This window comes from Pseudomonas sp. W2Oct36 (genome assembly GCF_041060465.1).
Taxonomy (GTDB): Bacteria; Pseudomonadota; Gammaproteobacteria; order Pseudomonadales; family Pseudomonadaceae; genus Aquipseudomonas; species Aquipseudomonas graminis_B.
Genome location: NZ_JAUERW010000010.1, coordinates 1 through 25756, shown reverse-complemented (window position 1 = coordinate 25756; position 25756 = coordinate 1). Strand labels below are relative to the sequence as shown.

The following is a 25756-nucleotide window of genomic DNA, read 5'->3' as shown; positions in this document are numbered from 1 at the left end:
CCCATCGCTTAACCAACATTGTTCGTGGAGAGAAAAACTGATGCTCAAGACATTGAAGCTCACCGCCTTATCGGTCGGCATGATGTGCGCCGCGCAAGCCATGGCAGCGGACCTGACGGTCATTTCCTTCGGTGGCGCGAACAAGGCGGCCCAGGAAAAGGCCTTCTACGCGCCGTGGGAAAAGGCCGGCAACGGCAAGATCATCGCGGGCGAGTACAACGGTGAGATGGCCAAGGTCAAAGCCATGGTCGACACCAAGAGCGTGACCTGGGATCTGGTGGAAGTGGAATCGCCCGAGCTGTCCCGCGGCTGTGACGAAGACATGTTCGAGTCGCTGGCCTCGGTTGATCTCGGCAACAAGGACAGCTACGTCAAGGGCGCAATCTCTGAGTGCGGCGTGGGCTTTTTCGTCTGGTCCACCGTGCTGGCCTACAACGCCGACAAGCTGAAATCCGCGCCGACCGGCTGGGCTGATTTCTGGGACACCGAGAAATTCCCGGGCAAACGCGGCCTGCGCAAGGGCGCCAAATACACCCTGGAATTCGCGCTCATGGCTGACGGCGTTGCGCCGAAAGACGTCTACAAGGTGCTAGGGACCAAGGAAGGCCAGGATCGCGCCTTCAAGATGCTCGACAAGCTCAAGCCAAGCATTCAGTGGTGGGAAGCAGGCGCACAGCCGCCTCAGTATCTGCAGTCGGGCGACGTCGTGATGAGCTCGGCCTACAACGGTCGCATCGCTGCCGTGCAGAAAGAGAGCAACCTGAAAGTGGTCTGGACCGGCGGCGTGTATGACTTCGACGCATGGGCCATTCCGAAGGGCGCGAAAAACGCTGAAGAAGCGAAGAAGTTCATCGCTTACTCCCTCAAGCCAGAGCAGCAAAAAACCTATTCCGAAAACATCGCTTACGGCCCGGCCAACACCGGCGCGGTCCCGTTGCTGAGCGCTGAAACCCTGAAAAATATGCCGACCACCCCTGAGAACATCAAGGATCAGGTGCAGATCGACGTGAAATTCTGGGCCGACTTCGGTGAGTCGCTGGAACAGCGCTTCAACTCTTGGGCCGCCAAATAAGCGCACTGCCCAGTAAGCACTTGGTTGTGAGTTAGATCCGGGTGCGTCGTCTGAACTGTCTGAAAGCAGAGCAGGGGACGCGCTCTTTGTTGAGAGATTTCGGAGTTCACTATGGCCACCGCCGTGCCCCTGACTGAAGGCGCCAGCCCGACCCTGAAGCAACGCCTGGCCCGTGCCGAGCGCGTCAATCGCTGGAAGGCTCAGGCGTTGATCGCGCCATTGGTGATCTTCCTGCTGCTGGTGTTTCTCGTGCCGATTGCGGCGCTGCTCTACAAAAGCGTCAGCAACCCGGAAGTGGTGGGTGGCATGCCGCTCACTGTGGTGGAAGTGGCGAAATGGGACGGTAAGGGGCTGCCGCCTGAAGCGGTGTACAAAGCCGCGAGCCAGGACCTGTCCGAAGCACGCAAGAATCAGACACTGGGCGATCTGTCCAAACGCTTGAACCAGGAGTTGGCGGGCTACCGCAGCCTGTTGGCGAAAACGGCTCGCGCAATGCCATTCAAGGAAGAGCCGGCTTCTTATAAAGAGGCCCTGGAAGCCATCGATGAACGCTGGGGGGATCCCGCGTATTGGCAGGCGATCCGCCGCAACACCTCAAGTTTCACCCCCTATTACCTGCTGGCCGCTGTCGACCACCGCATCGATGACCTCGGTGAACTGGCTCCGGCCACACCCGATCAGGCGATTTACATCGACATCTTTGCCCGCACCTTCTGGATGGGCCTGGTGATCACCGTGATCTGTCTGCTGCTGGCCTATCCGCTGGCGTACCTGTTGGCCAACCTGCCCGCACGCCAGAGCAACCTGCTGATGATTCTGGTCTTGCTGCCGTTCTGGACGTCGATCCTGGTGCGCGTCGCCGCCTGGATCGTGTTGCTGCAATCGAGCGGCCTGATCAATGGCGCGCTGATGGCCATGGGCATCATCGACAAACCGCTGGAACTGGTGTTCAACCGGGTCGGCGTTTACATCTCGATGGTGCACATCATGCTGCCGTTCATGATTCTGCCTATCTACAGCGTGATGAAAGGCATCTCGCCGACCTACATGCGCGCGGCGATCTCCCTGGGCTGCAACCCGTTCGCCAGTTTCTGGCGCGTGTACTTCCCGCAGACCTACGCCGGTGTGGGCGCGGGCTGTCTGTTGGTGTTCATCCTTGCCATCGGCTACTACATCACCCCGGCGCTGCTCGGCAGCCCGAACGATCAGATGGTCAGTTATTTCGTGGCGTTCTACACCAATACCAGCATCAACTGGGGCATGGCGACGGCGCTGGGCGGGTTGCTGCTGCTGGCGACCGTTGTGCTGTACCTGATCTACAACTGGCTGGTCGGCGCCAGCCGCCTGCGTCTGAGCTGAGGAGAACGACCATGTTGAGCCCTTATTCCTCGCCGATCGAGCGGGTCTGGCATTACACGCTGCGCACGTTATGCGGGTTGATTTTGTTGTTTCTGGTGCTGCCGGTGCTGGTGATCGTGCCGCTGTCGTTCAACTCCGGGAGTTTTCTGGTCTACCCGCTGCAGGGCTTTTCGCTGCACTGGTATCAGGACTTTTTCGGCTCGGCCGAGTGGATGCGCGCGCTGAAGAACAGCCTGATTGTCGCTCCGGCTGCCACGGTGCTGGCGATGGGTTTCGGGACGTTGGCGGCCATCGGGCTGACGCGCAGTAACTTCCCTGGCAAGGCGCTGGTGATGGCGCTGGTGATTTCGCCGATGGTGGTCCCGGTGGTGATTGTCGGGGTGGCGAGTTATCTGTTTTTTGCCCCGCTGGGTCTGGGCAATAGCTACATCTCGCTGATCCTGGTGCACGCCGTATTGGGTGTGCCGTTTGTGATCATCACCGTGTCTGCCACGTTGCAGGGCTTCAATTACAACCTGGTGCGTGCAGCGGCGAGTCTGGGCGCTTCGCCAACGACGGCGTTCCGGCGCGTGACCCTGCCGCTGATTGCGCCGGGGGTGATCTCCGGGGCGCTGTTTGCCTTCGCGACCTCGTTCGATGAAGTGGTTGTCACGCTGTTCCTCGCCGGTCCAGGCCAGGCGACCTTGCCCCGGCAGATGTTCAGCGGCATCCGCGAAAACCTCAGCCCGACCATCGCAGCCGCGGCAACCCTGCTCATCGGATTCTCCGTGGTGCTCCTGCTGGTGCTCGAATGGCTGCGCGGCCGGAGCGAGAAACTGCGCACGGCGGTGGAGTAATCAAAGCCCACCGGAGGAACTGGCTGAAACGAGAATGGTAGGACCGGCTTTAGCCGGGAAGGCGCCAGGTGCCACACCGCAAAATTGATAGCGCACCCAAGGGCCTCTTCCCGGCTGAAGCCGGTCCTACACATGCAGCGCGTTCATCCAGTGAGTGTTGCTGACACACCGCGTGCGTCCAATGATTGTTGCTGACACACCGCCTGCTCTTTGTGGGACTGGCTTTAGCCGGGAAAGCGGCCTGCGGCACACTGCAAAATGGACGGTGTCCACGCAGGCCTCTTCCCGGCTGAAGCCGGTCCTACACATGCAGTGCGTGCACCCAGTGAGTGTTGCTGACACACCGCGTGCGTCCAATGATTGTTGCTGACACACCGCCTGCTCTTTGTGGGACCGGCTTTAGCCGGGAAGACGTCAGGTGGCACACCGCAGATTAATAGCGCACTCAAAGGCCTCTTCCCGGCTGAAGCCGGTCCTACACATGCAGCGCGTGCACCCAGTGAGTGTTGCTGACACACCGCGTGCGTCCAATGATTGTTGCTGACACACCGCCTGCTCTTTGTAGGACTGGCTTTAGCCGGGAAGACGTCAGGTGCCACACCGCAGATTGATAGCGCACACCGAGGGATCTTCCCGCACCACAAAACTGACGCCCCGCACGATCCGGTCTATGTTTCACTCAGCGCATGCCAATCCTGCCTTGTAAAAGAGCCACGGCTCCAACAGCAACATAAAGGACGAGCCCGATGAGTGTTTCTGCTTTCAAGATCGCCAACAAACTGATCACCGGCCCCGCCGCGATTGAGCAGTTGTCCGCCGAGCTGACCCGGCTCAACGTTCAAAACCCGCTCATCGTCACCGACGCGATACTGGTTAAGTCCGGAACGGTCGACCTCGCGCTGGCGCAATTGGGCGGCCGTCGTTATGGCCTGTTTGATCAGGTCAAACCCGAGCCCGAAATCTCTATCGTCGAGGACTGCACCCGGGCCTACCGAGAGGGCGGTCACGATGGCCTGATCGGTGTGGGCGGCGGCAGTGTCATCGACATCGCCAAAGGCGTCGCCGCGTTCGCGAGTCACGAAGGGCCTCTGGCCGAGTTGTTCGGCGTTGATCTGGTCAAGCGCAAAGGCCCCCCGCTGATTGCCATCCCGACCACCGCAGGCACCGGTTCGGAAGTCACCAACGTGGCAATCTTTTCAGACAAGCAGGCACAGCTGAAAAAAGGCATCGTCAGCGATTACCTGTTGCCCGACGTCGCGCTGGTCAGCCCGTTGATGACCCTGACCTGTCCGCGCAGTGTCACGGCAGCCAGCGGAGTCGATGCGCTGGTGCATGCCATCGAGTCCTACCTTTCAGTCAATGCCTCGCCGATCACCGACGCCATCGCCTTGGGCGCCATCAAACTGATCGTCAAGGCGCTGCCCAAGGCCTACGCCAATCCTTCGAACTTGCAGGCGCGAGAAGACATGGCCACCGCCAGCCTCATGGCCGGCATGGCGTTCGGCAATGCCGGGGTTGGCGCAGTCCATGCGTTGGCGTATCCATTGGGAGGGCGGTTCAACATCGCTCATGGCGTGAGCAACGCGCTGTTGCTGCCGTATGTGATGGAGTGGAACAAGCTGGCCTGCGTCGAACGGATGCGCGACATCGCCGATGCGATGGGCGTCCGCGTCGCGCACTTGAGCGACAGGGACGCCGCAGACTTGGCAGTCAAAGCAATGGCCGACTTGTGCGCAGCGGTCGAGATCCCGTCCGGCCTGCGCAGCTTCAACGTGCCCGAAGACGCCATTCCCGCGATGGCCGAAGAGGCCAGCAAGATCGAGCGGCTGATGCGCAACAATCCACGGAAGCTGACCGCCGCCGACATCGAGAAAATCTACCGCGCGGCGTATTGATCAGGCTGACGCAATGACGTGCCGCCTGCGCGGCGCGGCGCGTATGTTTATGGCCACAGCTCACGTCCCTTGACTGACTCACTTGCGACCCAACGCACGTTTCAAACTCTTGGAGTACAATGCGCGCCACCGTGATTTCGCTCATAAAAGGTGCGTCATGCAGCCCTTCGCTATTGCTCCTTCCATTCTGTCCGCCGATTTCGCCCGTCTGGGAGAGGAAGTCGACAACGTCCTGGCCGCTGGCGCCAACATCGTCCACTTCGACGTCATGGACAACCACTACGTCCCCAACCTGACGATCGGACCGATGGTCTGCGCGGCGTTGCGCAAATACGGCATCACCGCCCCCATCGATGTCCATCTGATGGTCAGCCCGGTGGATCGCATCATCGGCGACTTCATCGAAGCCGGCGCCACTTACATCACCTTCCACCCGGAAGCGACCCAGCACATTGATCGCTCCCTGCAACTGATCCGCGAAGGCGGATGCAAGGCAGGTCTGGTGTTCAACCCGGCGACCCCGCTGAACCTGCTCGAGTACGTCATGGACAAGGTCGACATGATCCTGCTCATGAGCGTCAACCCAGGCTTCGGTGGCCAGAAATTCATCCCCGGCACGCTCAACAAGCTGCGCGAGGCTCGTGCGCTGATCGATGCGTCCGGTCGCGACATCCGTCTGGAGATCGACGGCGGCGTCAACGTCAACAACATCCGTGAGATTGCCGCAGCCGGTGCTGACACCTTCGTCGCGGGCTCGGCCATTTTCAATACGCCTGATTACCGCGAAGTCATTGCGAAGATGCACGCAGAACTGGCGTTGGCCCGTTGACCAGCGGCTTCGAACAGCTGTTTCCGGGACGTCTGCCCAGGCTGATCATGTTCGACCTCGACGGCACACTGATCGACTCGGTGCCGGATCTGGCTGCAGCGGTGGACAAGACCCTGATCCAGCTCGGCCGGCCGCCGGCGGGCATCGAACGGGTACGTGACTGGATCGGCAACGGCGTACGCGTGCTGGTTCGCCGCGCCTTGGCGAACGGCATGGATCACACCGCCGTGGACGAAGAGTCCACCGAGGCTGCGCTGGCGATTTTCATGGAGGCCTATAGCGGCAGCCATGCCCTGACCAAGGTCTACCCCGGCGTGCGCGAAACCCTGAAATGGCTGCAGAAGATGGGCGTCGAGATGGCGCTGATCACCAACAAGCCGGAACGCTTCGTTGCCCCCTTGCTGGATGACCTCAAGCTCGGGCGGTTCTTTCGCTGGATCGTCGGCGGCGACACGCTGCCGCAGCAGAAGCCCGACCCGGCCGCGCTGTTTTTTGTCATGAAAATGGCCGGTATACCGGGGTCTCAGTCGCTGTTCGTGGGTGACTCGCGCAACGACGTGCTGGCGGCCAAAGCGGCGGGTGTCGCCTGTGTGGCATTGAGTTACGGCTACAACCACGGCCGTCCTATCGCAGAAGAGTCACCGGCGCTGGTGATCGATGATTTGCGCATGCTGATTCCGGGCAGTTCTGCCGGTTGCTTAGCGCAGGGCGCTGAGATAACGTTGCCCGACATCAAGTCTCCCTCCTTTAGAGAATCCATCGTGGTGGTCACTCGCAAGCTCTGGATGAAAGTCATCAAGGCCCTGGCCCGCTGGCGTTGGCGCGCCTGACTTGAACCTGGCCGGAGCCCCGGCGCGTTTGCATCCCTGACCGTTTTACCTCAGACCACGAGGCTGATATGACCCGCGAAGAATTCTTGCGTTTGGCCGCTGAAGGCTACAACCGCATTCCCCTTGCCTACGAAACCCTGGCTGACTTCGACACGCCGCTGTCGATCTATCTGAAGCTTGCTGACGAGCCCAATTCCTACCTGCTTGAGTCGGTGCAGGGCGGGGAGAAGTGGGGGCGTTACTCGATCATCGGACTGCCGTGCCGCACGGTCATGCGTGTGCACGACCACACCGTCAGCGTGACCCACGACGGTGTTGAGATCGAGCGCCTGGAAGCCGAAGACCCGCTGGACTTCGTCGAGACCTTCAAGGCCCGCTACAACGTCCCGACCATCGCCGGTCTGCCACGCTTCAACGGCGGTCTGGTGGGGTATTTCGGTTATGACTGCGTGCGTTATGTAGAGCCGCGCCTGGGCGCATGCCCGAATCCTGATCCACTGGACGTGCCGGATATTCTGTTGATGGTGTCGGATGCCGTCGTGGTGTTCGATAACCTGGCCGGCAAGATGCACGCGATCGTGCTGGTCGATCCGGCTCAGCCTGAAGCCTATGAGGGTGGCCTGGCGCGACTCGAAGCGTTGATGGAGAAACTGCGTCAGCCTATCACGCCCCGCCGCGGTCTGGACCTGACCCGTCCGCAGGCGGCGGACCCGGTGTTCCGTTCAAGCTTCACCCAGTCGGATTATGAAAAAGCCGTCGACACGATCAAGGAATACATCCTCGCGGGCGACTGCATGCAGGTCGTGCCGTCGCAGCGCATGTCCATCGACTTCAAGGCCGCACCGATCGACCTGTACCGCGCGCTGCGGTGTTTCAATCCGACGCCTTATATGTACTTCTTCAACTTCGGCGACTTCCACGTCGTCGGCAGTTCGCCGGAAGTGCTGGTACGGGTCGAAGACAACTTGATCACCGTACGCCCGATTGCCGGGACGCGTCCTCGCGGCGCCACCGAGGAAGAAGACTACGCGCTGGAAGTCGATTTGCTGTCTGACGACAAAGAGATCGCCGAGCACCTGATGCTCATCGATCTGGGACGCAACGACACCGGGCGGGTTTCGGAAGTCGGTTCGGTGAAGCTCACCGAGAAGATGGTCATCGAGCGTTATTCAAACGTCATGCACATCGTGTCGAACGTCACCGGTCAACTGAAGAGTGGTCTGACGGCGATGGATGCGCTGCGGGCCATCCTGCCGGCGGGCACTTTGTCGGGCGCGCCGAAGATTCGTGCGATGGAAATCATCGACGAACTGGAGCCGGTCAAGCGCGGTGTGTACGGCGGCGCAGTGGGCTACTTTGCCTGGAACGGCAACATGGACACCGCGATCGCTATTCGTACCGCGGTGATCAAGAACGGCGAGCTGCATGTGCAGGCTGGTGGCGGCATTGTCGCGGATTCTGTGCCGGCGCTGGAGTGGGAAGAAACCCTCAACAAGCGCCGCGCGATGTTCCGCGCCGTGGCGCTGGCGCAGCAGACGCCAGAGGCTTGAAGATTTAGACGTCCCTGTGGGAGCGCCACCCCGGTCGCTCCCACATGCCTGGTAGCTTCAGAAATCCAGACTCACCGCCAGATTCACCCCTTGCTGGGTCACGTCATCATTCTTGCGCCAGTTATAGCCGGCACGCAGTGTGAGGTCGGGCGCCAGCTTCTGGCTCAGGCCCACGCTTGCGCGATTTAAACTGCGCTGCGGGTCATAGCCCTTCAGATCAAAATCCAGGCCGGGCACGCTGTTCAGCGCGATGGTCACGTCCTGCTGGTCAGTCTCGAACTCACGCTCATGGGCCACTTCGCCAAACACCTGGGTCTGCGGCGTGACGTCCAACTTCCCTTGAAGCCCCGCGCCTAGCCGCTTTGACTTGCGCGTCTGGTCGTCGTAATTGAGTGCGGTCGCGCGAGCACTGTCCTCCGAGTAGCCATCGACGTTGACGTGGGAATAGTCGGCGCTGATGAACGGCGAGAAATGCCAGCGACTGCTCTGTTCGGCCAGGTCGAAGCCCACGCGCCCACTGACCGCCCACAGGTCGCCGTCGGTGTCGCCTTTCTCCGCGCCTTCGCTGATGCCCAGCGCGAACTTGCGCTTGAGGTTGTCGTAGTCGAGTTTTCCGCCTGAGGCCGCCAGTTCTGCCCACCAGTGCTGCGCCTGATACTGCACGAATGCGGTCGCGATATAGCTGTTGAGTTTGTAGTCCGAATCCTTGGCGCCGGCTTCGAGTGTTTGCCGGTAAGCACCTGCAACCAGCCCGGCTCTCCAGTCTTCAGCGAAGCGATAGCTGCCGCCCACCGTGAGGTTGTAGCCGTGACCGTCGCCGCTGGCGGAATTGCCTTGCGCGTCGAAATCCAGTTTCTGACCGCCACCGGCGACGATGGCGCGCCATTCACCGACGTTCTGCCAATTGCCCCAATCCGCCAGCCACTGACTGCGCAGTTCATCCTGCTGCGCGCGCAACGTTCCGTTGGCCATTTCCGGCAGCAGCGTGATTTCCCACGGTGCGGACAGAATCGAATACCCGTAGTCGGCGATCAGACGCTGACCCGCGACGGTCGGGTGCACGCCGTCGTTGAACAGCAGTTTGGTCGGATCAGGCGTCAGGCCGCCAATCCCGTAAACGCTGTTGGCGGTGCAGTTGTTGCCGTTGAAACAGGTGCCGACCAGGTTCTGATCGGCCGCCAACCCATAGCGCGCCGGCTCGGTCAGTACATCACGTATGAGCCCCGGCACATTGAGCGGAATGACCTCGGCATCGATTTGCCCCAGCCGATTGACCAACTGCTGGTTGAACACCCCGCTCAGCAACGACGATGGCCCCTGCAATGGCGTGCCGAATACAGCGGGTGTGCGGCCGATGTCAGGCAGCAGCCAGACCATGATGTAACGCGCGCCGGCCTGGGACAGGATTTGTGCGCCGTTCGCCAGGTTGTTCGCCGCATTGACGGCCTGTCCCGCACTCAGCACCCGGCCCTGAAGGAAGTCATTGCCGCCCCCGGTCAGGTAGTAAAGGGCATTCGGGTCAGCCCGCGAGCTGTTTTCAACCAGATAACCGGGTCGCGTCCGGAACACCGTTGTCACGCCGGTCGAGGCGTCAGTATTGGCAATCTGAGATTGGGTGGTGATCGCCGCGAGAATCTGATCGGTCCGGTCGCCACCCACAGCCCAGTTGTTGCCATCCGGCAACCCTTGCGCCGCGCGGACGGGGGAGGTCGATGCCTGCAAATCCCCGGGCGCCACGCCAAGCATTTCGCCCAGCAGCGTCGATGAGTTCAGACCGAATGCCTCGCCGCTGCCGTTCAGGTATGTCGGGCCGGTGCGGTTAGTGAAACGCAAGGTGGCGCCGGGTGGTCCGCCGGCATCGGGAAACTGCCCGGCGTCGGCGAGGCTGTCGCCAAATACGATCATCGTTGAATAGGGGGAAGAGGCGGCCAGGGCCGAGGAACAGGCGAGCGAGAGCAGGCAAGCCGCGAACGGCCAGCGCAGTGTGGCTTTGATCATGGGGGCATCCCTTATTGTTTTAGTGCTGTACGAGAAGGTAGCAGCCGCGACACAAATCGCCCACGATGCCGTGGCATTCACGGCAAATATTCTGTACCGGCCTTCAGGCTGCGATCTGCACCTTGCGGGCATTCAAATCCTGCCAATCGGCCGCTGCCCCGCGCCATCCGGGCACTGCGATATTGCGCGCCCTGCGGCGGTACGCTACTGTGCGGCAACGTATGAACGAGACCTTTCCTGTGTCGATTGTCAGCAGCTTCTTGATGCGCGTTATCAAGGGCCACGCCCGTTGGCGTTGGCGCGCCTGACTATTTCCCCCGCCGGCTCCGCCGGATCTGCATTGATATGCCTTCTGATGCCTCGGTTTTGCAGTGACTCGCCGGAATCCCTCCCGCGACCCTCTGCGCGCAACTGCGGTCAGAAAACGGAAGGCCACGTTAAAAGTCAGTCATTCAAAAGGTTAAGCACCATGCTGCTGATGATCGATAACTACGACTCCTTCACCTACAACGTCGTGCAGTACCTGGGCGAGCTGGGTGCCGACGTCAAAGTGATTCGCAACGACGAAATGACCATCGCCGAAATCGAAGCCCTGAACCCCGAACGTATCGTCGTTTCCCCCGGCCCGTGCACGCCGAACGAAGCAGGTGTGTCCATCGACGTGATCAAACACTTCGCTGGCAAGCTGCCCGTGCTCGGCGTCTGCCTGGGTCATCAGTCGATTGGCCAGGCGTTTGGCGGCGACGTGGTGCGTGCGCGCCAGGTCATGCACGGCAAGACCAGCGAGCTGATCCACGAAGACAAAGGCGTGTTCGAAGGCCTCAAGCATCCGCTGACCGTGACCCGCTATCACTCGCTGGTGGTCAAGCGCGAAACACTCCCGGAGTGCCTGGAGTTGACCGCCTGGACCCAGCGCGAAGATGGCTCCGTTGATGAAATCATGGGCCTGCGTCACAAAACCCTTAACGTCGAGGGCGTACAGTTTCACCCTGAGTCGATTCTTTCCGAGCAGGGCCACGAGCTGTTCGCCAACTTCCTCAAGCAGACCGGCGGCACCCGTCAGGGTTAAGGACACATCGACATGGCAATGGATATCAAAACGGCGCTGGGCCGGGTTGTGAATCAACTGGACCTGAGCACCGATGAAATGCGCGAGGTCATGCGCGAAATCATGACAGGCCAGTGCACCCAGGCGCAGATCGGCGCATTTCTGATGGGCATGCGCATGAAAAGCGAAAGCATTGACGAGATCGTTGGTGCAGTGTCGGTCATGCGTGAGCTGGCGGATCAGGTTGAACTCAAAACCCTCGACGGCGTGGTCGACATCGTCGGTACCGGTGGCGATGGTGCCAACATATTCAATGTCTCGACCGCTGCCTCGTTCGTGATCGCAGCGGCCGGTTGCACAGTCGCCAAGCACGGCAATCGCGCGGTCTCCGGCAAGAGTGGCAGCGCCGATCTGCTGGAAGCCGCAGGCGTCTACCTGAACCTGACCCCGGTGCAAGTGGCGCGCTGCATCGACAGCGTCGGCATCGGTTTCATGTTCGCGCAGACCCACCACGGCGCGATGAAACACGCCGCAGGGCCACGCAAGGAACTGGGCCTGCGCACACTGTTCAACATGCTCGGTCCACTGACTAACCCGGCGGGCGTCAAGCACCAGGTGGTCGGCGTATTCAGTCAGGCGCTGTGCCGGCCATTGGCCGAGGTGCTGCTGCGCATGGGCAGCAAACACGTGCTGGTGGTGCATTCCCAGGATGGCCTGGACGAATTCAGCATCGCCGCGCCGACCTTTGTCGCGGAACTGAAGAACGGCGAAGTGACCGAATACTGGGTACAGCCGGAAGATCTGGGCATGAATAGCCAGAGCCTGTTCGGTCTGGTGGTCGACAGCCCGGCGCAGTCGCTGGAATTGATTCGTGACGCGCTGGGTCGGCGCAAGTCCGAGCACGGCCAGAAAGCCGCCGAAATGATCGTGCTGAACGCCGGCGCAGCGCTTTACGCGGCTGATCATGCTTCGTCATTGAAAGAAGGCGTGGCGTTGGCCCACGACGCATTACACACGGGCCTGGCCCGCGAAAAGCTGGAAGAACTGGGTGCCTTTACCGCGGTATTCAAGCAGGAGAATGAAGAATGAGTGTGCCGACGGTTTTGGAAAAGATTCTGGCCCGAAAGGTCGAGGAAGTCGCTGCGCGCCGTGCCAGTGTCAGCCTCGCCGAATTGGAAACTCTGGCGAAAGCAGCCGATGCACCGCGTGGTTTTGCTGCCGCGATGATTGCCCAGGCCAAGCGCAAGCAGCCGGCCGTCATTGCAGAAATCAAGAAGGCTTCGCCGAGCAAGGGCGTGATCCGCGAAAACTTTCATCCTGCGGAGATTGCCACTAGCTACGAAGCAGGCGGGGCCACCTGTCTTTCTGTGCTGACCGACGTCGATTTCTTCCAGGGCGCTGATGAGTATTTGAAGCAGGCCCGGGCGACGTGTTCGCTGCCGGTGATCCGCAAGGACTTCATGATCGACCCTTATCAGATCGTCGAAGCGCGGGCATTGGGGGCCGACTGCATCCTGCTGATCGTTTCGGCGCTGGATGATGTGAAGATGGCCGAGCTGGCCTCAGTCGCCAAAGGTGTTGGCCTCGATGTGCTGGTAGAAGTCCACGATGGCGACGAGCTGGAGCGGGCATTGAAAACCCTCGACACTCCGCTGGTGGGCGTCAACAACCGCAATCTGCACACGTTCGACGTCAGTCTGGAAACCACGCTCGATCTGCTGCCGCGCATCCCCCGTGATCGCCTGGTCATCACGGAAAGCGGGATTCTCAACCGCGCGGATGTCGAGCTGATGGAGATCAACGACGTTTATTCCTTCTTGGTGGGCGAGGCATTCATGCGCGCCGAGAAGCCGGGTGTGGAATTGCAGCGGCTGTTTTTCCCGGAGAAAGGCACCGCGATCAAGTCCGGCGGCTTGGACTGATCCACCGGTGTAGGCCAGAAAGCCATCGCCACTCACGTCAGGAGGCAGCATGACCCTTCAGCTCTTGGCAACGTGCGTTGAAGCCGGCCTCAAGGCCGAGCAGGATCTGCTGGCGTCAGTGTGTGATGGGCACGCCGAGAGCGGTTTCCTGTTCTGGCGGCCTACCGACCGCGCGCTGGTGATGCCAAGGCGGTTGAGCCGTCTTCCCGGCTTCACTGAAGCCAGCGAAACCCTCGCCGACAGTGGCTGGCCTGTGCTGTTGCGTGAAAGTGGCGGCGAGCCCGTGCCGCAATCGCCCTCGACGGTCAACGTGGCGCTTGTGTATGTGCAGCCGGACACCGATCTGGATCGCGACCGCATCGAGAACGCCTACATGCGCCTGTGTCAGCCGATCCTCGATACGCTGAGTGAGCTGGGTGGCGCTGCATCCTTGGGCGAAGTCGAAGGGGCCTTCTGCGATGGCCGTTTCAACGTCAACCTCAACGCTCGCAAGATGGTGGGTACTGCGCAGCGCTGGCGGCAGAGTCAGGGTGGCAAGCGGCCGGTGGTGTTGGCCCATGCCGCGATGCTGCTGGATAACGAGCGCGTTGAGATGGTCAACGCAGTCAATCGCTTCAATGAAACCTGTGAACTCGATGCGCGGTGCGAAGCGCAAAGCCATATCGCTCTGCATGAGCTGTTCGACGCGCCGGATTTTCTTGGCCGTTTGAGTGAACGCTATACACGCCTGCTGGCCGGAATCTGACTCACCTGCCAATACCCCGGTCCGTGTGTTAACGGGTGCCGAAAACCACCATGGTTTTGCCCCGGACATGCACCAGGTTTTGCTCTTCGAGCGATTTGAGCACACGACCAACCATCTCCCGCGAACACCCTACGATACGGCCAATCTCTTGGCGGGTGATTTTGATCTGCATGCCATCGGGGTGGGTCATCGCGTCAGGCTGCTTGCACAGATCGAGCAGGCTGCGGGCAACGCGGCCAGTGACGTCCAGAAACGCCAGATCGCCCACCTTGCGGGTAGTGTTGCGCAGACGCTCGGCGATTTGCGCACCGATGGCGTACATCAATTCGGGATCCTGCTGACTGAGCTCGCGGAACTTGGCGTAGCTGATCTCGGCCACTTCACATTCGGTTTTGGCGCGCACCCAGGCGCTGCGGTGGGCACCGGCGGCCGTCTGCTCGAAAAGTCCCAGTTCGCCAAAAAAGTCCCCTGTATTGAGATAGGCCACGATCATCTCGCGACCTTCGTTGTCTTCGATCAGGATCGTCACCGAGCCCTTGATGAGCAGGTACAGCGAATCCGATTCTTCGCCTGCGCAGAGGATATTGGTCTTCGCCAGGCATCGTCGCCGCTGGGCGTGCGGCAGCAGTTTGTCGGCGATTTTCATCTTGTTCGGAGGCTGCACGGCGAGCATGGCTGTATCCCGTAAAAAACTGCGCCCTTAGGCATTCTTAGAGGTATCGGCAGTAGTTGCCATTTGACGCAGTTCAACAGCGGCAATTAGCCAATTTTTCAGACACTTCCTACATTTCGGTCGTTGCCGGGCATGTCCCGTCCACTCAGCGACGGCAGGGCCCTGTGCTAAGCTGGCCGCCATTTTTCAAGCATTGGAGTCCGGTGATGAAAGCGCGTATTCAATGGGCGGGTGAGGCGATGTTCCTCGGTGAGTCCGGCAGCGGCCATGTGGTTGTGATGGATGGCCCGCCAGAAAGCGGCGGTCGCAATCTGGGTGTTCGCCCGATGGAAATGGTGCTGATTGGCCTGGGTGGCTGCAGCAATTACGACGTGGTCAGCATTCTCAAGAAAGCCCGTCAGCCCATCGAGAGTTGTGAGGCGTTCCTGGAAGCCGAGCGCGCCAACGAAGATCCCAAGGTGTTCACCAAGATCCATTTGCACTTCGTGGTTAAAGGGCGCGGCCTCAAAGAGACGCAGGTCAAACGTGCGATCGAGCTGTCCGCCGAGAAATACTGCTCGGCGTCGATCATGCTGGGTAATGCCGGCGTCGAAATCACCCACGACTACGAGATCATCGAACTGGGTTGAGCAACGCTCAATTTTCACAAAAGCGGTGCAGGCTATGGCATGCGACTTCTGACGTCTGCATAATGCGCCCCTTTTTCAGGGCGCGACCGCCGGGTAGCCGGCTCGCCTCCGACCAGACAACCAAAATCGCCAACGCGAAGAGGTGTTAACCGTCCTACGCAGCTGAGCCGGGCTCAGTTGACGGGCATGCTTGATCACGCGGCCAGCGCCGCACCCATATAGAGAGTTTTTAACGGTGAAAAGCAAACTCAAGCTCCACGGGTTCAATAACCTGACCAAGACCTTGAGCTTCAACATCTATGACATCTGCTATGCGGAAACCCCGCAGGACCAGCAGGCCTACGTCGAGTACATCAACAGTGTGTACGATGCCGAACGCCTGACGCGGATTCTCACCGATGTCGTCGATATCATTGGCGCGAACATCCTGAACATCGCCCGTCAGGACTACGATCCACAAGGCGCCAGTGTGACCATTCTGATCTCCGAGCAGCCGGTTACGCCGACTGACAGCCAGATCGAAGAATCGCCGGGTCCGCTGCCGGAAACCATTCTCGCGCACCTGGACAAGAGCCACATCACGGTTCACACCTACCCTGAAATCCACCCCGTTGACGGCATCGCCACGTTCCGTGTGGACATCGATGTATCGACCTGCGGCGTGATTTCCCCGTTGAAGGCTTTGAATTACCTGATCCACAAGTTCGAGTCCGACATCGTGACCGTCGACTATCGCGTGCGCGGCTTTACCCGTGACGTCGAAGGCAAGAAGCATTTCATCGACCACGAGATCAACTCGATCCAGAATTACCTTTCCGATGACACGCGCGACAGCTACCAGATGACTGACGTGAACGTGTACCAGGAAAACCTGTTCCACACCAAAATGCTGCTCAAGCAGTTCGAGCTGGACAACTACCTGTTCGGCGACGCCACCAGCAATCTCTCCGCTGAACAGCGCGAGCAGGTGACCGGCCGCGTGAAGCACGAGATGCTCGAAATCTTCTACGGCCGCAACATGCCGGTCTAAGGTCTCAGTGATACAAAAAAGGCGCCTGTTCAGGCGCCTTCTTTGTTTCCGGTCTTTCGTGGCAGCTTTGTTCGCTGATAAAGGCCGGCCGACCGCAGATTCGATCAGATCCTGTAGGTGGTTTTGGTCATGATTTTTGCCAACAGGCTCATGCCGAACTTCACCGGCGCCGGGAAGCGGAAACCGCCTGCCTCGATCGCGCTTTCTGCGTGATGCTCTTCGTCGGCGCGCATCTGTTTGAGAATCGCCCGCGACTTCTCATCCTCGACTGGCAATTGCTCCAAATGCTCATTCAAGTGTTTGCACACCTGATCTTCCGTCGCGGCAACGAAGCCCAGGCTGATTCGATCGCTGATCAAGCCAGCCACTGCGCCGATGCCAAACGAAGCACCGTAGAACAATGGGTTGAGCACACTGGTATGACTGCCCAACTGATGAATGCGTTGCTCGCACCACACCAGATGGTCGATTTCTTCCTCGGCGGCGTGCTCCATGGCTTTGCGCACCTGAGGCAGTTTCGCGGTGAGTGCCTGCCCCTGATACAACGCCTGAGCACAGACTTCGCCAGTGTGATTGATGCGCATGAGCCCTGCGACATGCCGGGTGTCGGACTCATTCATCTTGACGTCGGGTTGAACGATGGCAGGCGAAGGACGATGTGCGTGCGCGCTGACGGGCAGCAGCGTTTTCATCGCTGCGTCGGCTTGAAGCAGGAAACGGTCGATAGGGGAGTAGTGACGTTCGGTAGCCATGGGCGCCTCCGGGTAAATCCACGGCGGTCAGTCTACCTCAAACGGTGTAACCGGGCTTGTCCGGTGTCAGCCCGCCGGGGCGTTGGCGCGCATCCGGCAGGTCGACGAAGACCGGAGAGGATGACTCAGCCCGGCGGCCAGTTCATCTGGCGCTGACCCAGCACGTGCATGTGGATGTGATAGACGGTCTGTCCGCCTTTTTCGTTGGTGTTCATGACCACGCGGAAGCCGTCCTCGCAACCCAGTTCTTTTGCCAGGCGCTGGGCCGTGAACAGAATGTGGCCCAGCAGGCCCTTATCGTCTTCAGTCACGTCGTTGAGGGTGGCAATCGGCTTCTTCGGGATAACCAGAAAATGCACAGGCGCCTGGGGGGCGATGTCGTGAAAGGCCAGCACTTGATCATCTTCGTAGATGATCTTCGCCGGGATTTCCCGATTGATGATCTTGGTAAACAAAGTATCCACAGCCTTCTTGCTCCGTTTCGAGGGGGATGAAGGCAGTGTACTGAGCGTCCCGGTTCACGCCCAGACGTTTGTTGCGATGTGCCCCGTCAGACTGACGTACGAGATTTGAGCATCGAGCCCCAGAGCTTTCGCGTCATCCAGCGACTGACAAAGCGCGGCAGGCGTGTCAGTAGCCTGTTTCGCCAACCTGGGATGATCACCGCACGGTTCTTGTCGAGCGCGCGAACCGTGTACAGCGCGACCTCCTCGGCGGTCATGTGGTCGTCGTGCGTAAACTTGCCGGCATCCAGTTGTGCGGTGCGGAAAAACGCTGTGCGCGTCGGCCCGGGGCACAACACCGAAATCTTCACGCCGGTCTTGTGCAGCTCCTCGCGAAGCCCTTCGGAAAAATGCAGGACGTACGCTTTGCTCGCCGCATAGGTGCTCATCCATGGTCCCGGCTGAAAGCCCATGATCGACGCAACGTTGAGGATCTGGCCGCCGCCTTGCACCGCCATCAGGTTGCCAACCGTGTGACAGAGACGCGTCAACGCGAGCACATTAAGGTCGAGCAGATCTTGCTCTTGCGCCCACTCTTGAGCGAGAAAGGGCCCGCTGTTGCCGATGCCAGCGCAGTTAACCAGCAAGTCGATGCTTCGCGAGCCTTCCTCGAGTTCAAGCAGAAAGCCCGAGAGGCGCAGCGGCTCACCCAGATCGCAGGCGCGGAACAGCACCTCGACACCAAAGCGTTGGGTGAACTCGATGGCGATGCTCTCGAGCATCTCCCGGTGCCTGGCCACCAGAATAAGGTTGCGACCCCGGCGTGCGAGGGCTTCGGCCATCGCCAGGCCAATACCGCTGGATGCACCTGTGACCATGGCATAACGGGTCATGCAATTCTCCAGTGTTTGCAGCTTGTATTGAGACAGCGTCCTTGCTGCCAGATAGTTATTGGTCGTCGTTGCTGTCGGACGAGTCACCACTATCGACAGGATCAACGGGAACGACCGGTTGTTCCGCGTCATCGTCGTAAGGCAGCGCTTGCTCGTATTCGCTGGTGGTGGCTTCGACCTGCTCCTGAACAGTGTTCAGACCACCCATCATCCCGGCCACTAAGGCCAGCGCCAGCACCGCGAGCCACAGAATGGCGAGGACCTTGACGCGCGGTGTGTTGCCGGGCGGCGGCGGACCATACCGATTCGGGCCCGTGTTGCCAGGGACTGCCATCATCAGGATCGGAAAGAAGCTGCCCACCACCGGCACCAGATTCAGCAACAGCAACCAGGCTGACCAACCGGCGTCGTGCAACCGCTGGGCGCCGATCTGGATGCTGACAACCACGAACGCGACGAGGGCAACGGTGCCGAGCAGTCCGCCCGCCACCAGCGAAACGCTGAGAACGCCGACGCACACGGCAGCGACCAGCAGGCCGACGGCCACCAGCGCCAGACTCCACGCCAGGTAGCGCAGACGGCCGATTCGCCCCCGAATGGAGAACACCTTCAAGTCGCCTACGGCGGGCCAGTTTTGTGCGGCCGGCGTGCGCGGCGGTGCGTAGGGCGAGGCCGCAGGTTCGAAAGCCGGACGCTGTGGAGTATCTTCGACCACGTCCTCAAGCCTCAATGACACGGGCTCCTCGGGCTCGATACGGCCCTCGACACCTGCATCGTTCAACGCCGCGAGATAACGCTGCGCGTCGTCCCGCGTCAGGCTTCGCTTGATGGTCACGGGTTTGCCGGTGAAGAGACGATCAACGCCGGACACCTCAGTCTTGAACAGCTGCGCCAGGTTCTGGCGCGCTGTCTCCAGCTCAACGCCTGTTCGCAGCTGTCCCTCGAAAACGATCTTGAAGTGCTCCGCCATGCTGGCTTCCTTGTCTTGAGTTCATACGATATGAGCAATGCGCGTCAGAACGGTTTGACGACGACCAGAATGACCACCGCCAGCAAGATCAACACGGGTACCTCGTTGAACCAGCGATAGAACACATGGCTGCGACCAGGTTCGCCGCGCGCGAAGCGTTTGACCTGCGCGCCGCACACGTGGTGGTAACCAATCAACAGGACAACGAGGGTGAGCTTGGCATGCAACCAGCCTTGCTGCAGGAAACCCGGTGCGAGAACGATCAGCCAGATACCGAATACCAGGGTAGCGATCATCGAGGGCATCATGATCCCGCGGTACAACTTGCGTTCCATGGTGCAGAAACGCTCGCGGCTTACGGAGTCTTCGCTCATGGCGTGATAGACGAACAATCGCGGCAGATAGAACAGGGCGGCGAACCAGCACACCATTGCAATGATGTGCAGCGCTTTAATCCAGAGATAGAGCATTTTGGTTTGTTTCCAGGGACACGGTGCCAAATAGTAGTGGCTTCCGCGCCCGTACGTCACGTTCGCGGTTGTCCCATCGGCAATCGACCCATATGATCAGCGGCTTTCCACTGGTTTGGTTGAGGGGCAGGTTATGGTCAAGGTCGGTATCGTCGGCGGTACGGGTTACACCGGCGTCGAGTTGCTGCGTCTTCTGGCGCAACACCCAGAGGCTGAAGTGGTTGCGATCACCTCGCGCTCCGAGGCAGGTTTGCCTGTCGCTGACATGTATCCCAACCTGCGTGGTCACTATGACGGCCTGGCGTTCAGCGTACCGGACGTCAAAGTGCTGGGCGCGTGCGATGTGGTGTTCTTCGCCACGCCCCACGGTGTCGCACATGCGCTGGCGGGCGAGTTGCTCGCCGCGGGCACCAAGGTCATCGACCTCTCCGCTGACTTCCGTCTGCAAGACCCGGTCGAGTGGGCCAAGTGGTACAACCAGCCCCACGGCGCGCCCGAATTGCTCGACGAAGCGGTTTACGGCCTGCCGGAAGTCAATCGCGAGCACATCAAGGGCGCGCGCCTGATTGCAGTGCCTGGCTGCTATCCGACCGCCACTCAGTTGGGTTTTCTGCCACTGCTCGAAGCGGGCCTTGCTGATCCATTGCGCCTGATCGCGGACTGCAAATCGGGTGTCAGTGGTGCAGGTCGCGGCGCCAGTGTGGGCTCGCTGTATTCCGAAACCAGCGAGAGCTTCAAGGCCTATGCCGTTAAAGGCCATCGCCATCTCCCCGAAATCACTCAAGGGCTACGCCGTGCTGCAGGTGGCGATATCGGGCTGACGTTCGTGCCGCACCTGACGCCGATGATCCGTGGGATTCACGCCACGTTGTACGCAACCGTCGTGGACAAGTCGGTCGATCTGCAGGCGTTGTTCGAAAAGCGCTATGCCAATGAGCCTTTCGTCGACGTGATGCCCGCCGGAAGCCATCCGGAAACCCGGAGCGTACGTGGCGCCAATGTGTGCCGCATGGCCGTGCATCGGCCTCAGGACGGGGATTTGGTGGTGGTGCTGTCGGTCATCGACAATCTGGTCAAAGGCGCTTCGGGCCAGGCCGTGCAGAACATGAACATCATGTTTGGCCTTGATGAACGCCTAGGCCTGTCCCATGCGGGGATGTTGCCGTAATAGCGGCTTCAGGCCTCAAGCGGCAAGTCTCAACTCGCTGGTGATAGCGGCTGTTTTTTGCGGCTTGTCGCTTGCGAGCTGTGGCTGCCGTCACAATAGTTGACCAATTTTCTAGGAGAAGCGGATAATGCGCGTCATTACGCATTATGACGGCTTAGCGCCGGGAGATTTTGAACATGAGCGTTGAATCCTTTACCCCAGTGGCTTTGGAATTCACCCACGGTGCCGCGCACAAGGTGAAAACTCTGGTCGATGAAGAGGGTAATGATCGCCTGAAGCTCCGTGTCTTCGTGACCGGTGGCGGTTGTTCCGGTTTCCAGTACGGCTTCACCTTTGACGAAGACGTCGCCGATGATGACACCATTGTCGAGCGCGAGGGCGTCAGTCTGGTGGTCGACCCTATGAGCTTCCAGTACCTGGCAGGTGCGGAGGTGGATTATCAGGAGGGGCTTGAAGGCTCTCGCTTCGTGATCAAGAACCCCAATGCCGCGACTACCTGTGGCTGTGGCTCTTCGTTCTCGATCTGATCCAGGCGATACACACAAAAACGCCGCGCATTTGCGCGGCGTTTTGCATGGTGGGCGTTGGGTCAGGCCGGGTAGATCGCGCCCAGCACTCGCAGGCCTTTGGCCCCCGTCACGCTTGGACGGTTGGCGGGTACGCTCTCCAGCGCGCAATGGGCAAGCCAGGCAAACGCCATCGCTTCGACCCAATCAGGATCAACGCCGAACTCTGCAGTGCTAGAAACCTTTGTTGCTGGCAGTAGCGCCGCCAGCCGATCCATCAACGCCTTGTTGTGAGCACCGCCGCCGCAGACCAGCAGTTCTTTGGTCTGCGCCTGTGCCGATTGCAGGGACTCGGTAATGCTCAATGCGGTGACTTCGAGCAGTGTCGCCTGCACATCTTCGGGTCTCAGCGTTGGCATCTGGAACAGATGGTGGTGAACCCAGCCAAGGTTGAATACTTCACGACCCGTGCTCTTAGGCCCCTTCGTTTGAAAGAACTGATCACTGAGCATGGACTTCAGCAGCGCATCATTGACTGTCCCGCTCGCGCCCCACGCGCCATCGCGGTCATAGCTCACGCCCCGCTGTGCCTGAATCCAGGCGTCCAGCAGCACATTGCCTGGCCCTGAGTCGAAGCCGGAAACCGGTTTGTCGATTTCGATCAGGCTGAGGTTGCTGAAACCACCGACGTTGAGCACGGCGCGGTAGTCTTTGTTATCGTCGAACAACGCTTCATGGAAAGCGGGAACCAGCGGCGCCCCCTGGCCACCTGCGGCGATATCGCGCTTGCGGAAGTCGCTGACCACGGTGATGCCCGTTAGCTCGGCGAGCAGGGCAGGGTTGCCAATCTGGATGGTGAAGCCGCGGGCCGGCTCATGACGAATCGTCTGACCGTGACTGCCGATCGCGCGGATTTCACCGGCTGACACGCTCTGCTGGTCCAGCAGGGCCAGCACGCCTTGAGCCGCGAGACGAACCCATTTCTGCTCGGCGATGCCGGCGCGGGCCAACTCGTCCGGGCCGCTGGCGCAGAGCCCCAGCAGTTCGGCGCGAAGGTCGTCCGGCATGGGAATGTAGTAGGTGCCGAGCAAACGTGGTCGGTCATCCTGTTCTACCAGCGCGAAGTCGAGTCCGTCCAGACTGCTTCCGGACATTACACCTACATATAAAGTCATGGGTCAGCGCTTACTCGAGGCCAGCATGGTGGCCTTTTCCTGGTCCATGCGAGCCATCAAAGGTTGGCTCTCCTGCATGAACCGCTGTTTTTCGGACTTGGCGATCGGATCAGCCATCGGCAGCTTCTGCCCCAGCGGGTCGACATGAACGCCATTTACCTGGAACTCGTAATGAACATGAGGACCCGTGGACAGGCCGGTGGTTCCAATATAGCCAATGACCTGGCCCTGCTTGACGCTGGATCCGGACTGAATGCCCTTGGCAAAACCCTGCATGTGGCCGTACAGCGTCCGGTAGGTTTCACCGTGCTGAATGATCACAGTGTTGCCGTAACCGCCGCGCCGACCGGCAAGGATGACTTTACCATCGCCAGTGGCCTTGATTGGGGTGCCACGAGGTGCAGCGTAGTCGATGCCTTGGTGGGCGCGAATCTTGTTCAGGATCGGGTGTTTGCGACCGGATGAGAACAGTGAGCTGATGCGGGCGAATTCGACCGGCGTACGGATGAACGCCTTACGCATGCTGTTGCCGTCCGCAGTGTAATAGTTGGTGTTGCCCTGTTTGTTCGTATACCGCACAGCGGTGTAGGTTTTGCCACGGTTTACGAAGCGAGCCGAAAGGATATTCCCTGTACTGACCGTCTTGCCGTTGACAACCTTCTGCTCGTAAATCACATCGAATTCGTCGCCCTTGCGGATATCCTGGGTGAAGTCGACGTCGTACCCGAAGATGTTTGCCATCTCCATTGTCATCGTATGGCTGAGGCCTGCGCGCTGGGCGGATTGCGACAGTGAGTTGTTGATCGTGCCATGCACATAGGCCGTGCGTACATTAGGTTTGCTCACGTCACGGGTAAACGTATAGCCCTTGTCCGTGCGAGACAAACTGATGCTTTCTGTCTCGCTCAGCTTGCTGTGCAACTGCTTGAGATTGCCCTCAGGCGAGAGCTCGAATTGTAGCACCTGGCCATTTTTCAGCTGACTGAACTGCTTGGCTTGTTTGTCGCTGGCAATAACGTCGTGCACCGCCGTCGCAGGCAGGCCGACTTTGCTGAACAACGTCGACAGCGTATCGCCCTTTGAGACCACCACTTCCCGGTGGGTCGGGCCTTTGGCAGTAGCAACCTCTTTCGGCGCGGCCTTGGTGTCACTTGCTGTCTTCGCGGCATCAGCCGGTTCAGCCGCATCACCTTCGATCTGGGCGAAGGGAGAATCTACGGGTGCCTCTGTGGCTTGAGTCTGTTCTTGAGCGTCTTGTTCTTGCTTGATCTGGTCGGCAGGTGTGTCCAGTTCCAGAGCAAGGTTGGTTCGTTTGGCTTCGACGTCGCTGGATGGGAATACGAGGAGAGCCAGGCTAAGCAGTGCGGCGATGCCGCTGGCTGCTAGCAGGTGGCTCTTCGGATAAAGCGGTGGCGCTTTAGGCGGAGTGTCGGTCATAGGTAATTTTGACTTTGAAAAAGATGAAATGGAAAAGATGAATGACATGATGAAGATGAAATAACTGTATAAAATATAACCAAATCTCGCCTGAGGCAAGCTTGCGATCGGCTCGCTCCGCGATTCGTCGCGCTCCTATTGTCAGAACTTGTATTTGGGCGCTGATCTTGTATGGTTGTTTCCCTTTGAAATACGGCATTACGGGGCGGTTATGAAGTCGGTTGAAGAGCAGCTAGCGCTGATCAAGCGTGGTGCAGATGAACTCCTGGTCGAGGCCGAGCTGGTCACAAAGCTCAAGCGTGGGCAGCCACTTCGCATCAAGGCCGGTTTTGATCCGACCGCGCCCGACCTTCACCTCGGGCACACGGTGCTTATTAATAAGCTGCGTCAATTCCAGGATCTTGGTCATCAGGTGATTTTCCTGATCGGCGACTTCACCGGCATGATTGGTGATCCGAGTGGCAAGAGTGCCACCCGTCCCCCGCTTAGCCGCGAGCAAGTGCTCGACTACGCCGAGACCTACAAGGCTCAGGTGTTCAAGATTCTTGATCCGGCCAAAACCGAGGTGGCGTTCAATTCCACCTGGATGGATCAACTCAGTCCTGCAGACTTCATCCGACTCTCTTCCCAGTACACCGTAGCGCGCATGCTGGAGCGTGATGACTTCGACAAACGTTACAAGTCGAACCAGTCCATCGCCATCCACGAATTCCTTTATCCGCTGGTCCAGGGTTACGACTCGGTTGCTTTGCGCGCCGACGTTGAGCTGGGCGGGACCGATCAGAAATTCAACTTGCTGATGGGGCGCGAGCTGCAGCGTGCATATGGTCAGGAGGCTCAGTGTGTTCTGACGATGCCATTGCTGGAAGGATTGGACGGCGTCAAGAAGATGTCCAAGTCGTTGGGTAACTACGTAGGTATCCAAGAAGCGCCCGGCATTATGTACAGCAAGCTCGTCTCCATCCCTGATGCGCTGATGTGGCGTTACTTTGAGCTGCTGAGCTTCCGCTCCATGGAAGAGATCGCTGCTTTTAAAGCGGATTGCGAAGCGGGCGCCAATCCACGTGACATCAAGATCAAGCTGGCCGAAGAGATCGTTGCGCGCTTCCATGGTGAGGAAGCTGCGGCTTCTGCCCATCGTTCTGCTGGAAACCGTATGAAGGATGGAGAGCTTCCGGAGGATCTCCCGGAGATCGACGTCGCTGCAGCCGAAGACATGCCGATTGCTGCCGTCCTTAATAAGGCGGGGCTGGTTAAGAACGCTGCGGTCGCTCGCGACCTGTTGGCATCTGGCGGCGTGCGTATAGATGGTGAAGTTGTGGATCGCGGGTTTGTATTCAGGCTGGGCGCGACCCATGTATGTCAGGCCGGCAAGAAGGCGTTCGGCCGGATTACACTTCGTTCGGAATAAAGTTCAAATAAGTGCTTGACGCGTCTCTGGATCTGTCTATAATTCGCCCCACTTCCGGCGCAGACGAAACGGAAAACTCCTTGATAATCAAAGGGTTGGACGAAGTAAGCAGCGA

At 59.6% G+C, this 25756-nt stretch carries 25 protein-coding genes; 16 read left to right on the top strand and 9 right to left on the bottom strand.

All coding sequences use genetic code 11. The features are described from left to right. Window positions 1-40: 40 nt before the first annotated feature. The 7 genes from QWI18_RS14745 (at window position 41) to trpE (ending at window position 8371) form a co-directional block, all read left to right on the top strand. Window positions 41-1072: a polyamine ABC transporter substrate-binding protein gene (locus tag QWI18_RS14745; RefSeq protein WP_237251511.1), complete on the top strand. Its 1032-nt coding sequence runs from the start codon at window positions 41-43 to the stop codon at window positions 1070-1072. A gap of 111 nt (window positions 1073-1183) precedes the next feature. Beyond that, complete coding sequence (locus tag QWI18_RS14740) at window positions 1184-2431, top strand: ABC transporter permease (RefSeq protein ID WP_369319144.1); 1248 nt, start codon at window positions 1184-1186, stop codon at window positions 2429-2431. Window positions 2432-2442: 11 nt separating this feature from the next. Next, window positions 2443-3267, top strand: coding sequence for an ABC transporter permease (locus QWI18_RS14735; protein ID WP_065991348.1), 825 nt, complete (start codon window positions 2443-2445; stop codon window positions 3265-3267). A 746-nt stretch (window positions 3268-4013) separates the two neighbouring features. Further along, on the top strand, window positions 4014-5162 hold the full coding sequence (locus tag QWI18_RS14730; RefSeq protein WP_369319143.1) for an iron-containing alcohol dehydrogenase: 1149 nt from the start codon (window positions 4014-4016) through the stop codon (window positions 5160-5162). Between the two features lie 157 nt (window positions 5163-5319). Further along, window positions 5320-5991: a ribulose-phosphate 3-epimerase gene (rpe, locus tag QWI18_RS14725; RefSeq protein WP_369319142.1), complete on the top strand. Its 672-nt coding sequence runs from the start codon at window positions 5320-5322 to the stop codon at window positions 5989-5991. Between the two features lie 47 nt (window positions 5992-6038). After that, entirely contained in the window at window positions 6039-6821 is a 783-nt protein-coding gene (locus tag QWI18_RS14720) for a phosphoglycolate phosphatase (protein WP_065991385.1), read from the top strand. A gap of 68 nt (window positions 6822-6889) precedes the next feature. Beyond that, a complete protein-coding gene (trpE, locus tag QWI18_RS14715) occupies window positions 6890-8371 on the top strand; it encodes an anthranilate synthase component I (RefSeq protein WP_369319141.1) in 1482 nt (493 codons plus the stop codon). 57 nt (window positions 8372-8428) lie between these two features. Here the strand turns inward: trpE and estP are convergent, their stop codons facing one another. After that, a complete protein-coding gene (gene estP, locus QWI18_RS14710; protein ID WP_296310737.1) occupies window positions 8429-10369 on the bottom strand; it encodes an esterase EstP in 1941 nt (646 codons plus the stop codon). Between the two features lie 469 nt (window positions 10370-10838). On the opposite strand from estP, the gene QWI18_RS14705 reads away from it, so the two are divergent. Genes QWI18_RS14705 through QWI18_RS14690 form a run of 4 tightly spaced genes read left to right on the top strand, consistent with a single transcriptional unit; the run spans window position 10839 to window position 14084 of the window. Then, a complete protein-coding gene (locus tag QWI18_RS14705; RefSeq protein ID WP_065991355.1) occupies window positions 10839-11438 on the top strand; it encodes an aminodeoxychorismate/anthranilate synthase component II in 600 nt (199 codons plus the stop codon). Between the two features lie 18 nt (window positions 11439-11456). Further along, window positions 11457-12506, top strand: a complete 1050-nt coding sequence (gene trpD, locus QWI18_RS14700; protein WP_296310743.1) for an anthranilate phosphoribosyltransferase — start codon at window positions 11457-11459, stop codon at window positions 12504-12506. Continuing rightward, window positions 12503-13339: an indole-3-glycerol phosphate synthase TrpC gene (gene trpC, locus QWI18_RS14695; protein ID WP_065991356.1), complete on the top strand. Its 837-nt coding sequence runs from the start codon at window positions 12503-12505 to the stop codon at window positions 13337-13339. Before trpD ends, trpC begins: the two co-directional genes overlap by 4 nt. Before the next feature lie 49 nt (window positions 13340-13388). Then, complete coding sequence (locus QWI18_RS14690; RefSeq protein ID WP_369319140.1) at window positions 13389-14084, top strand: biotin/lipoate A/B protein ligase family protein; 696 nt, start codon at window positions 13389-13391, stop codon at window positions 14082-14084. A gap of 28 nt (window positions 14085-14112) precedes the next feature. On the opposite strand, the gene crp is transcribed toward QWI18_RS14690, so the two are convergent. Beyond that, the gene (gene crp / locus QWI18_RS14685; protein ID WP_065991358.1) at window positions 14113-14757 is read right to left on the bottom strand and encodes a cAMP-activated global transcriptional regulator CRP; all 645 of its coding nucleotides are present in this window, start codon (window positions 14755-14757) and stop codon (window positions 14113-14115) included. Between the two features lie 206 nt (window positions 14758-14963). On the opposite strand from crp, the gene QWI18_RS14680 reads away from it, so the two are divergent. Then, complete coding sequence (locus QWI18_RS14680) at window positions 14964-15386, top strand: OsmC family protein (RefSeq protein ID WP_037019202.1); 423 nt, start codon at window positions 14964-14966, stop codon at window positions 15384-15386. Between the two features lie 235 nt (window positions 15387-15621). Continuing rightward, window positions 15622-16416 carry an adenosylmethionine decarboxylase gene (speD, locus tag QWI18_RS14675; protein WP_037019204.1) on the top strand — a complete coding sequence of 265 codons (795 nt, stop codon included), beginning with the start codon at window positions 15622-15624 and terminating at the stop codon, window positions 16414-16416. 104 nt (window positions 16417-16520) lie between these two features. Here speD and coq7 read toward each other — a convergent pair whose 3' ends face one another. From coq7 to hemJ, 5 genes are all read right to left on the bottom strand, one after another. Beyond that, a complete protein-coding gene (gene coq7, locus QWI18_RS14670; RefSeq protein WP_369319139.1) occupies window positions 16521-17168 on the bottom strand; it encodes a 2-polyprenyl-3-methyl-6-methoxy-1,4-benzoquinone monooxygenase in 648 nt (215 codons plus the stop codon). A gap of 125 nt (window positions 17169-17293) precedes the next feature. Then, window positions 17294-17632, bottom strand: coding sequence for a histidine triad nucleotide-binding protein (locus tag QWI18_RS14665; RefSeq protein ID WP_065991361.1), 339 nt, complete (start codon window positions 17630-17632; stop codon window positions 17294-17296). An 86-nt stretch (window positions 17633-17718) separates the two neighbouring features. Then, window positions 17719-18504, bottom strand: a complete 786-nt coding sequence (locus QWI18_RS14660) for an SDR family NAD(P)-dependent oxidoreductase (RefSeq protein ID WP_369319138.1) — start codon at window positions 18502-18504, stop codon at window positions 17719-17721. A gap of 55 nt (window positions 18505-18559) precedes the next feature. Beyond that, window positions 18560-19474, bottom strand: a complete 915-nt coding sequence (locus tag QWI18_RS14655; RefSeq protein WP_065991363.1) for a DUF805 domain-containing protein — start codon at window positions 19472-19474, stop codon at window positions 18560-18562. Window positions 19475-19518: 44 nt separating this feature from the next. Further along, window positions 19519-19944 (bottom strand): protoporphyrinogen oxidase HemJ, encoded by a 426-nt coding sequence (gene hemJ, locus QWI18_RS14650; protein ID WP_065991364.1) that lies wholly within the window; start codon window positions 19942-19944, stop codon window positions 19519-19521. 133 nt (window positions 19945-20077) lie between these two features. Here hemJ and argC point away from each other — a divergent pair, with 133 nt between their 5' ends. After that, a complete protein-coding gene (gene argC, locus QWI18_RS14645; RefSeq protein ID WP_192134848.1) occupies window positions 20078-21112 on the top strand; it encodes an N-acetyl-gamma-glutamyl-phosphate reductase in 1035 nt (344 codons plus the stop codon). Between the two features lie 176 nt (window positions 21113-21288). Beyond that, window positions 21289-21639: an iron-sulfur cluster insertion protein ErpA gene (gene erpA / locus QWI18_RS14640; RefSeq protein WP_065991366.1), complete on the top strand. Its 351-nt coding sequence runs from the start codon at window positions 21289-21291 to the stop codon at window positions 21637-21639. A 62-nt stretch (window positions 21640-21701) separates the two neighbouring features. Here erpA and QWI18_RS14635 read toward each other — a convergent pair whose 3' ends face one another. Next, window positions 21702-22793: an anhydro-N-acetylmuramic acid kinase gene (locus QWI18_RS14635; protein WP_065991367.1), complete on the bottom strand. Its 1092-nt coding sequence runs from the start codon at window positions 22791-22793 to the stop codon at window positions 21702-21704. 3 nt (window positions 22794-22796) lie between these two features. Beyond that, window positions 22797-24230 (bottom strand): peptidoglycan DD-metalloendopeptidase family protein, encoded by a 1434-nt coding sequence (locus QWI18_RS14630; protein ID WP_369319205.1) that lies wholly within the window; start codon window positions 24228-24230, stop codon window positions 22797-22799. Window positions 24231-24441: 211 nt separating this feature from the next. Between QWI18_RS14630 and tyrS the strand changes: the two genes are divergently transcribed. After that, on the top strand, window positions 24442-25641 hold the full coding sequence (tyrS, locus tag QWI18_RS14625) for a tyrosine--tRNA ligase (RefSeq protein ID WP_369319137.1): 1200 nt from the start codon (window positions 24442-24444) through the stop codon (window positions 25639-25641). The last annotated feature ends 115 nt before the right edge of the window (window positions 25642-25756 follow it).

Coding starts and splice junctions, on each gene's coding strand:
- rpe (WP_369319142.1), top strand. CDS start 5,320: ATGCAGCCCTTCGCTATTGCTCCTTCCATTCTGTCCGCCGATTTCGCC.
- erpA (WP_065991366.1), top strand. CDS start 21,289: ATGAGCGTTGAATCCTTTACCCCAGTGGCTTTGGAATTCACCCACGGT.
- argC (WP_192134848.1), top strand. CDS start 20,078: ATGGTCAAGGTCGGTATCGTCGGCGGTACGGGTTACACCGGCGTCGAG.
- crp (WP_065991358.1), bottom strand. CDS start 14,757: ATGCTCGCCGTGCAGCCTCCGAACAAGATGAAAATCGCCGACAAACTG.
- trpC (WP_065991356.1), top strand. CDS start 12,503: ATGAGTGTGCCGACGGTTTTGGAAAAGATTCTGGCCCGAAAGGTCGAG.
- coq7 (WP_369319139.1), bottom strand. CDS start 17,168: ATGGCTACCGAACGTCACTACTCCCCTATCGACCGTTTCCTGCTTCAA.
- trpD (WP_296310743.1), top strand. CDS start 11,457: ATGGATATCAAAACGGCGCTGGGCCGGGTTGTGAATCAACTGGACCTG.
- tyrS (WP_369319137.1), top strand. CDS start 24,442: ATGAAGTCGGTTGAAGAGCAGCTAGCGCTGATCAAGCGTGGTGCAGAT.
- QWI18_RS14730 (WP_369319143.1), top strand. CDS start 4,014: ATGAGTGTTTCTGCTTTCAAGATCGCCAACAAACTGATCACCGGCCCC.
- QWI18_RS14740 (WP_369319144.1), top strand. CDS start 1,184: ATGGCCACCGCCGTGCCCCTGACTGAAGGCGCCAGCCCGACCCTGAAG.
- QWI18_RS14655 (WP_065991363.1), bottom strand. CDS start 19,474: ATGGCGGAGCACTTCAAGATCGTTTTCGAGGGACAGCTGCGAACAGGC.
- QWI18_RS14635 (WP_065991367.1), bottom strand. CDS start 22,793: ATGACTTTATATGTAGGTGTAATGTCCGGAAGCAGTCTGGACGGACTC.
- QWI18_RS14660 (WP_369319138.1), bottom strand. CDS start 18,504: ATGACCCGTTATGCCATGGTCACAGGTGCATCCAGCGGTATTGGCCTG.
- estP (WP_296310737.1), bottom strand. CDS start 10,369: ATGATCAAAGCCACACTGCGCTGGCCGTTCGCGGCTTGCCTGCTCTCG.
- QWI18_RS14720 (WP_065991385.1), top strand. CDS start 6,039: ATGTTCGACCTCGACGGCACACTGATCGACTCGGTGCCGGATCTGGCT.
- QWI18_RS14745 (WP_237251511.1), top strand. CDS start 41: ATGCTCAAGACATTGAAGCTCACCGCCTTATCGGTCGGCATGATGTGC.
- QWI18_RS14680 (WP_037019202.1), top strand. CDS start 14,964: ATGAAAGCGCGTATTCAATGGGCGGGTGAGGCGATGTTCCTCGGTGAG.
- QWI18_RS14690 (WP_369319140.1), top strand. CDS start 13,389: ATGACCCTTCAGCTCTTGGCAACGTGCGTTGAAGCCGGCCTCAAGGCC.
- QWI18_RS14630 (WP_369319205.1), bottom strand. CDS start 24,230: ATGACCGACACTCCGCCTAAAGCGCCACCGCTTTATCCGAAGAGCCAC.
- QWI18_RS14735 (WP_065991348.1), top strand. CDS start 2,443: ATGTTGAGCCCTTATTCCTCGCCGATCGAGCGGGTCTGGCATTACACG.
- hemJ (WP_065991364.1), bottom strand. CDS start 19,944: ATGCTCTATCTCTGGATTAAAGCGCTGCACATCATTGCAATGGTGTGC.
- trpE (WP_369319141.1), top strand. CDS start 6,890: ATGACCCGCGAAGAATTCTTGCGTTTGGCCGCTGAAGGCTACAACCGC.
- QWI18_RS14705 (WP_065991355.1), top strand. CDS start 10,839: ATGCTGCTGATGATCGATAACTACGACTCCTTCACCTACAACGTCGTG.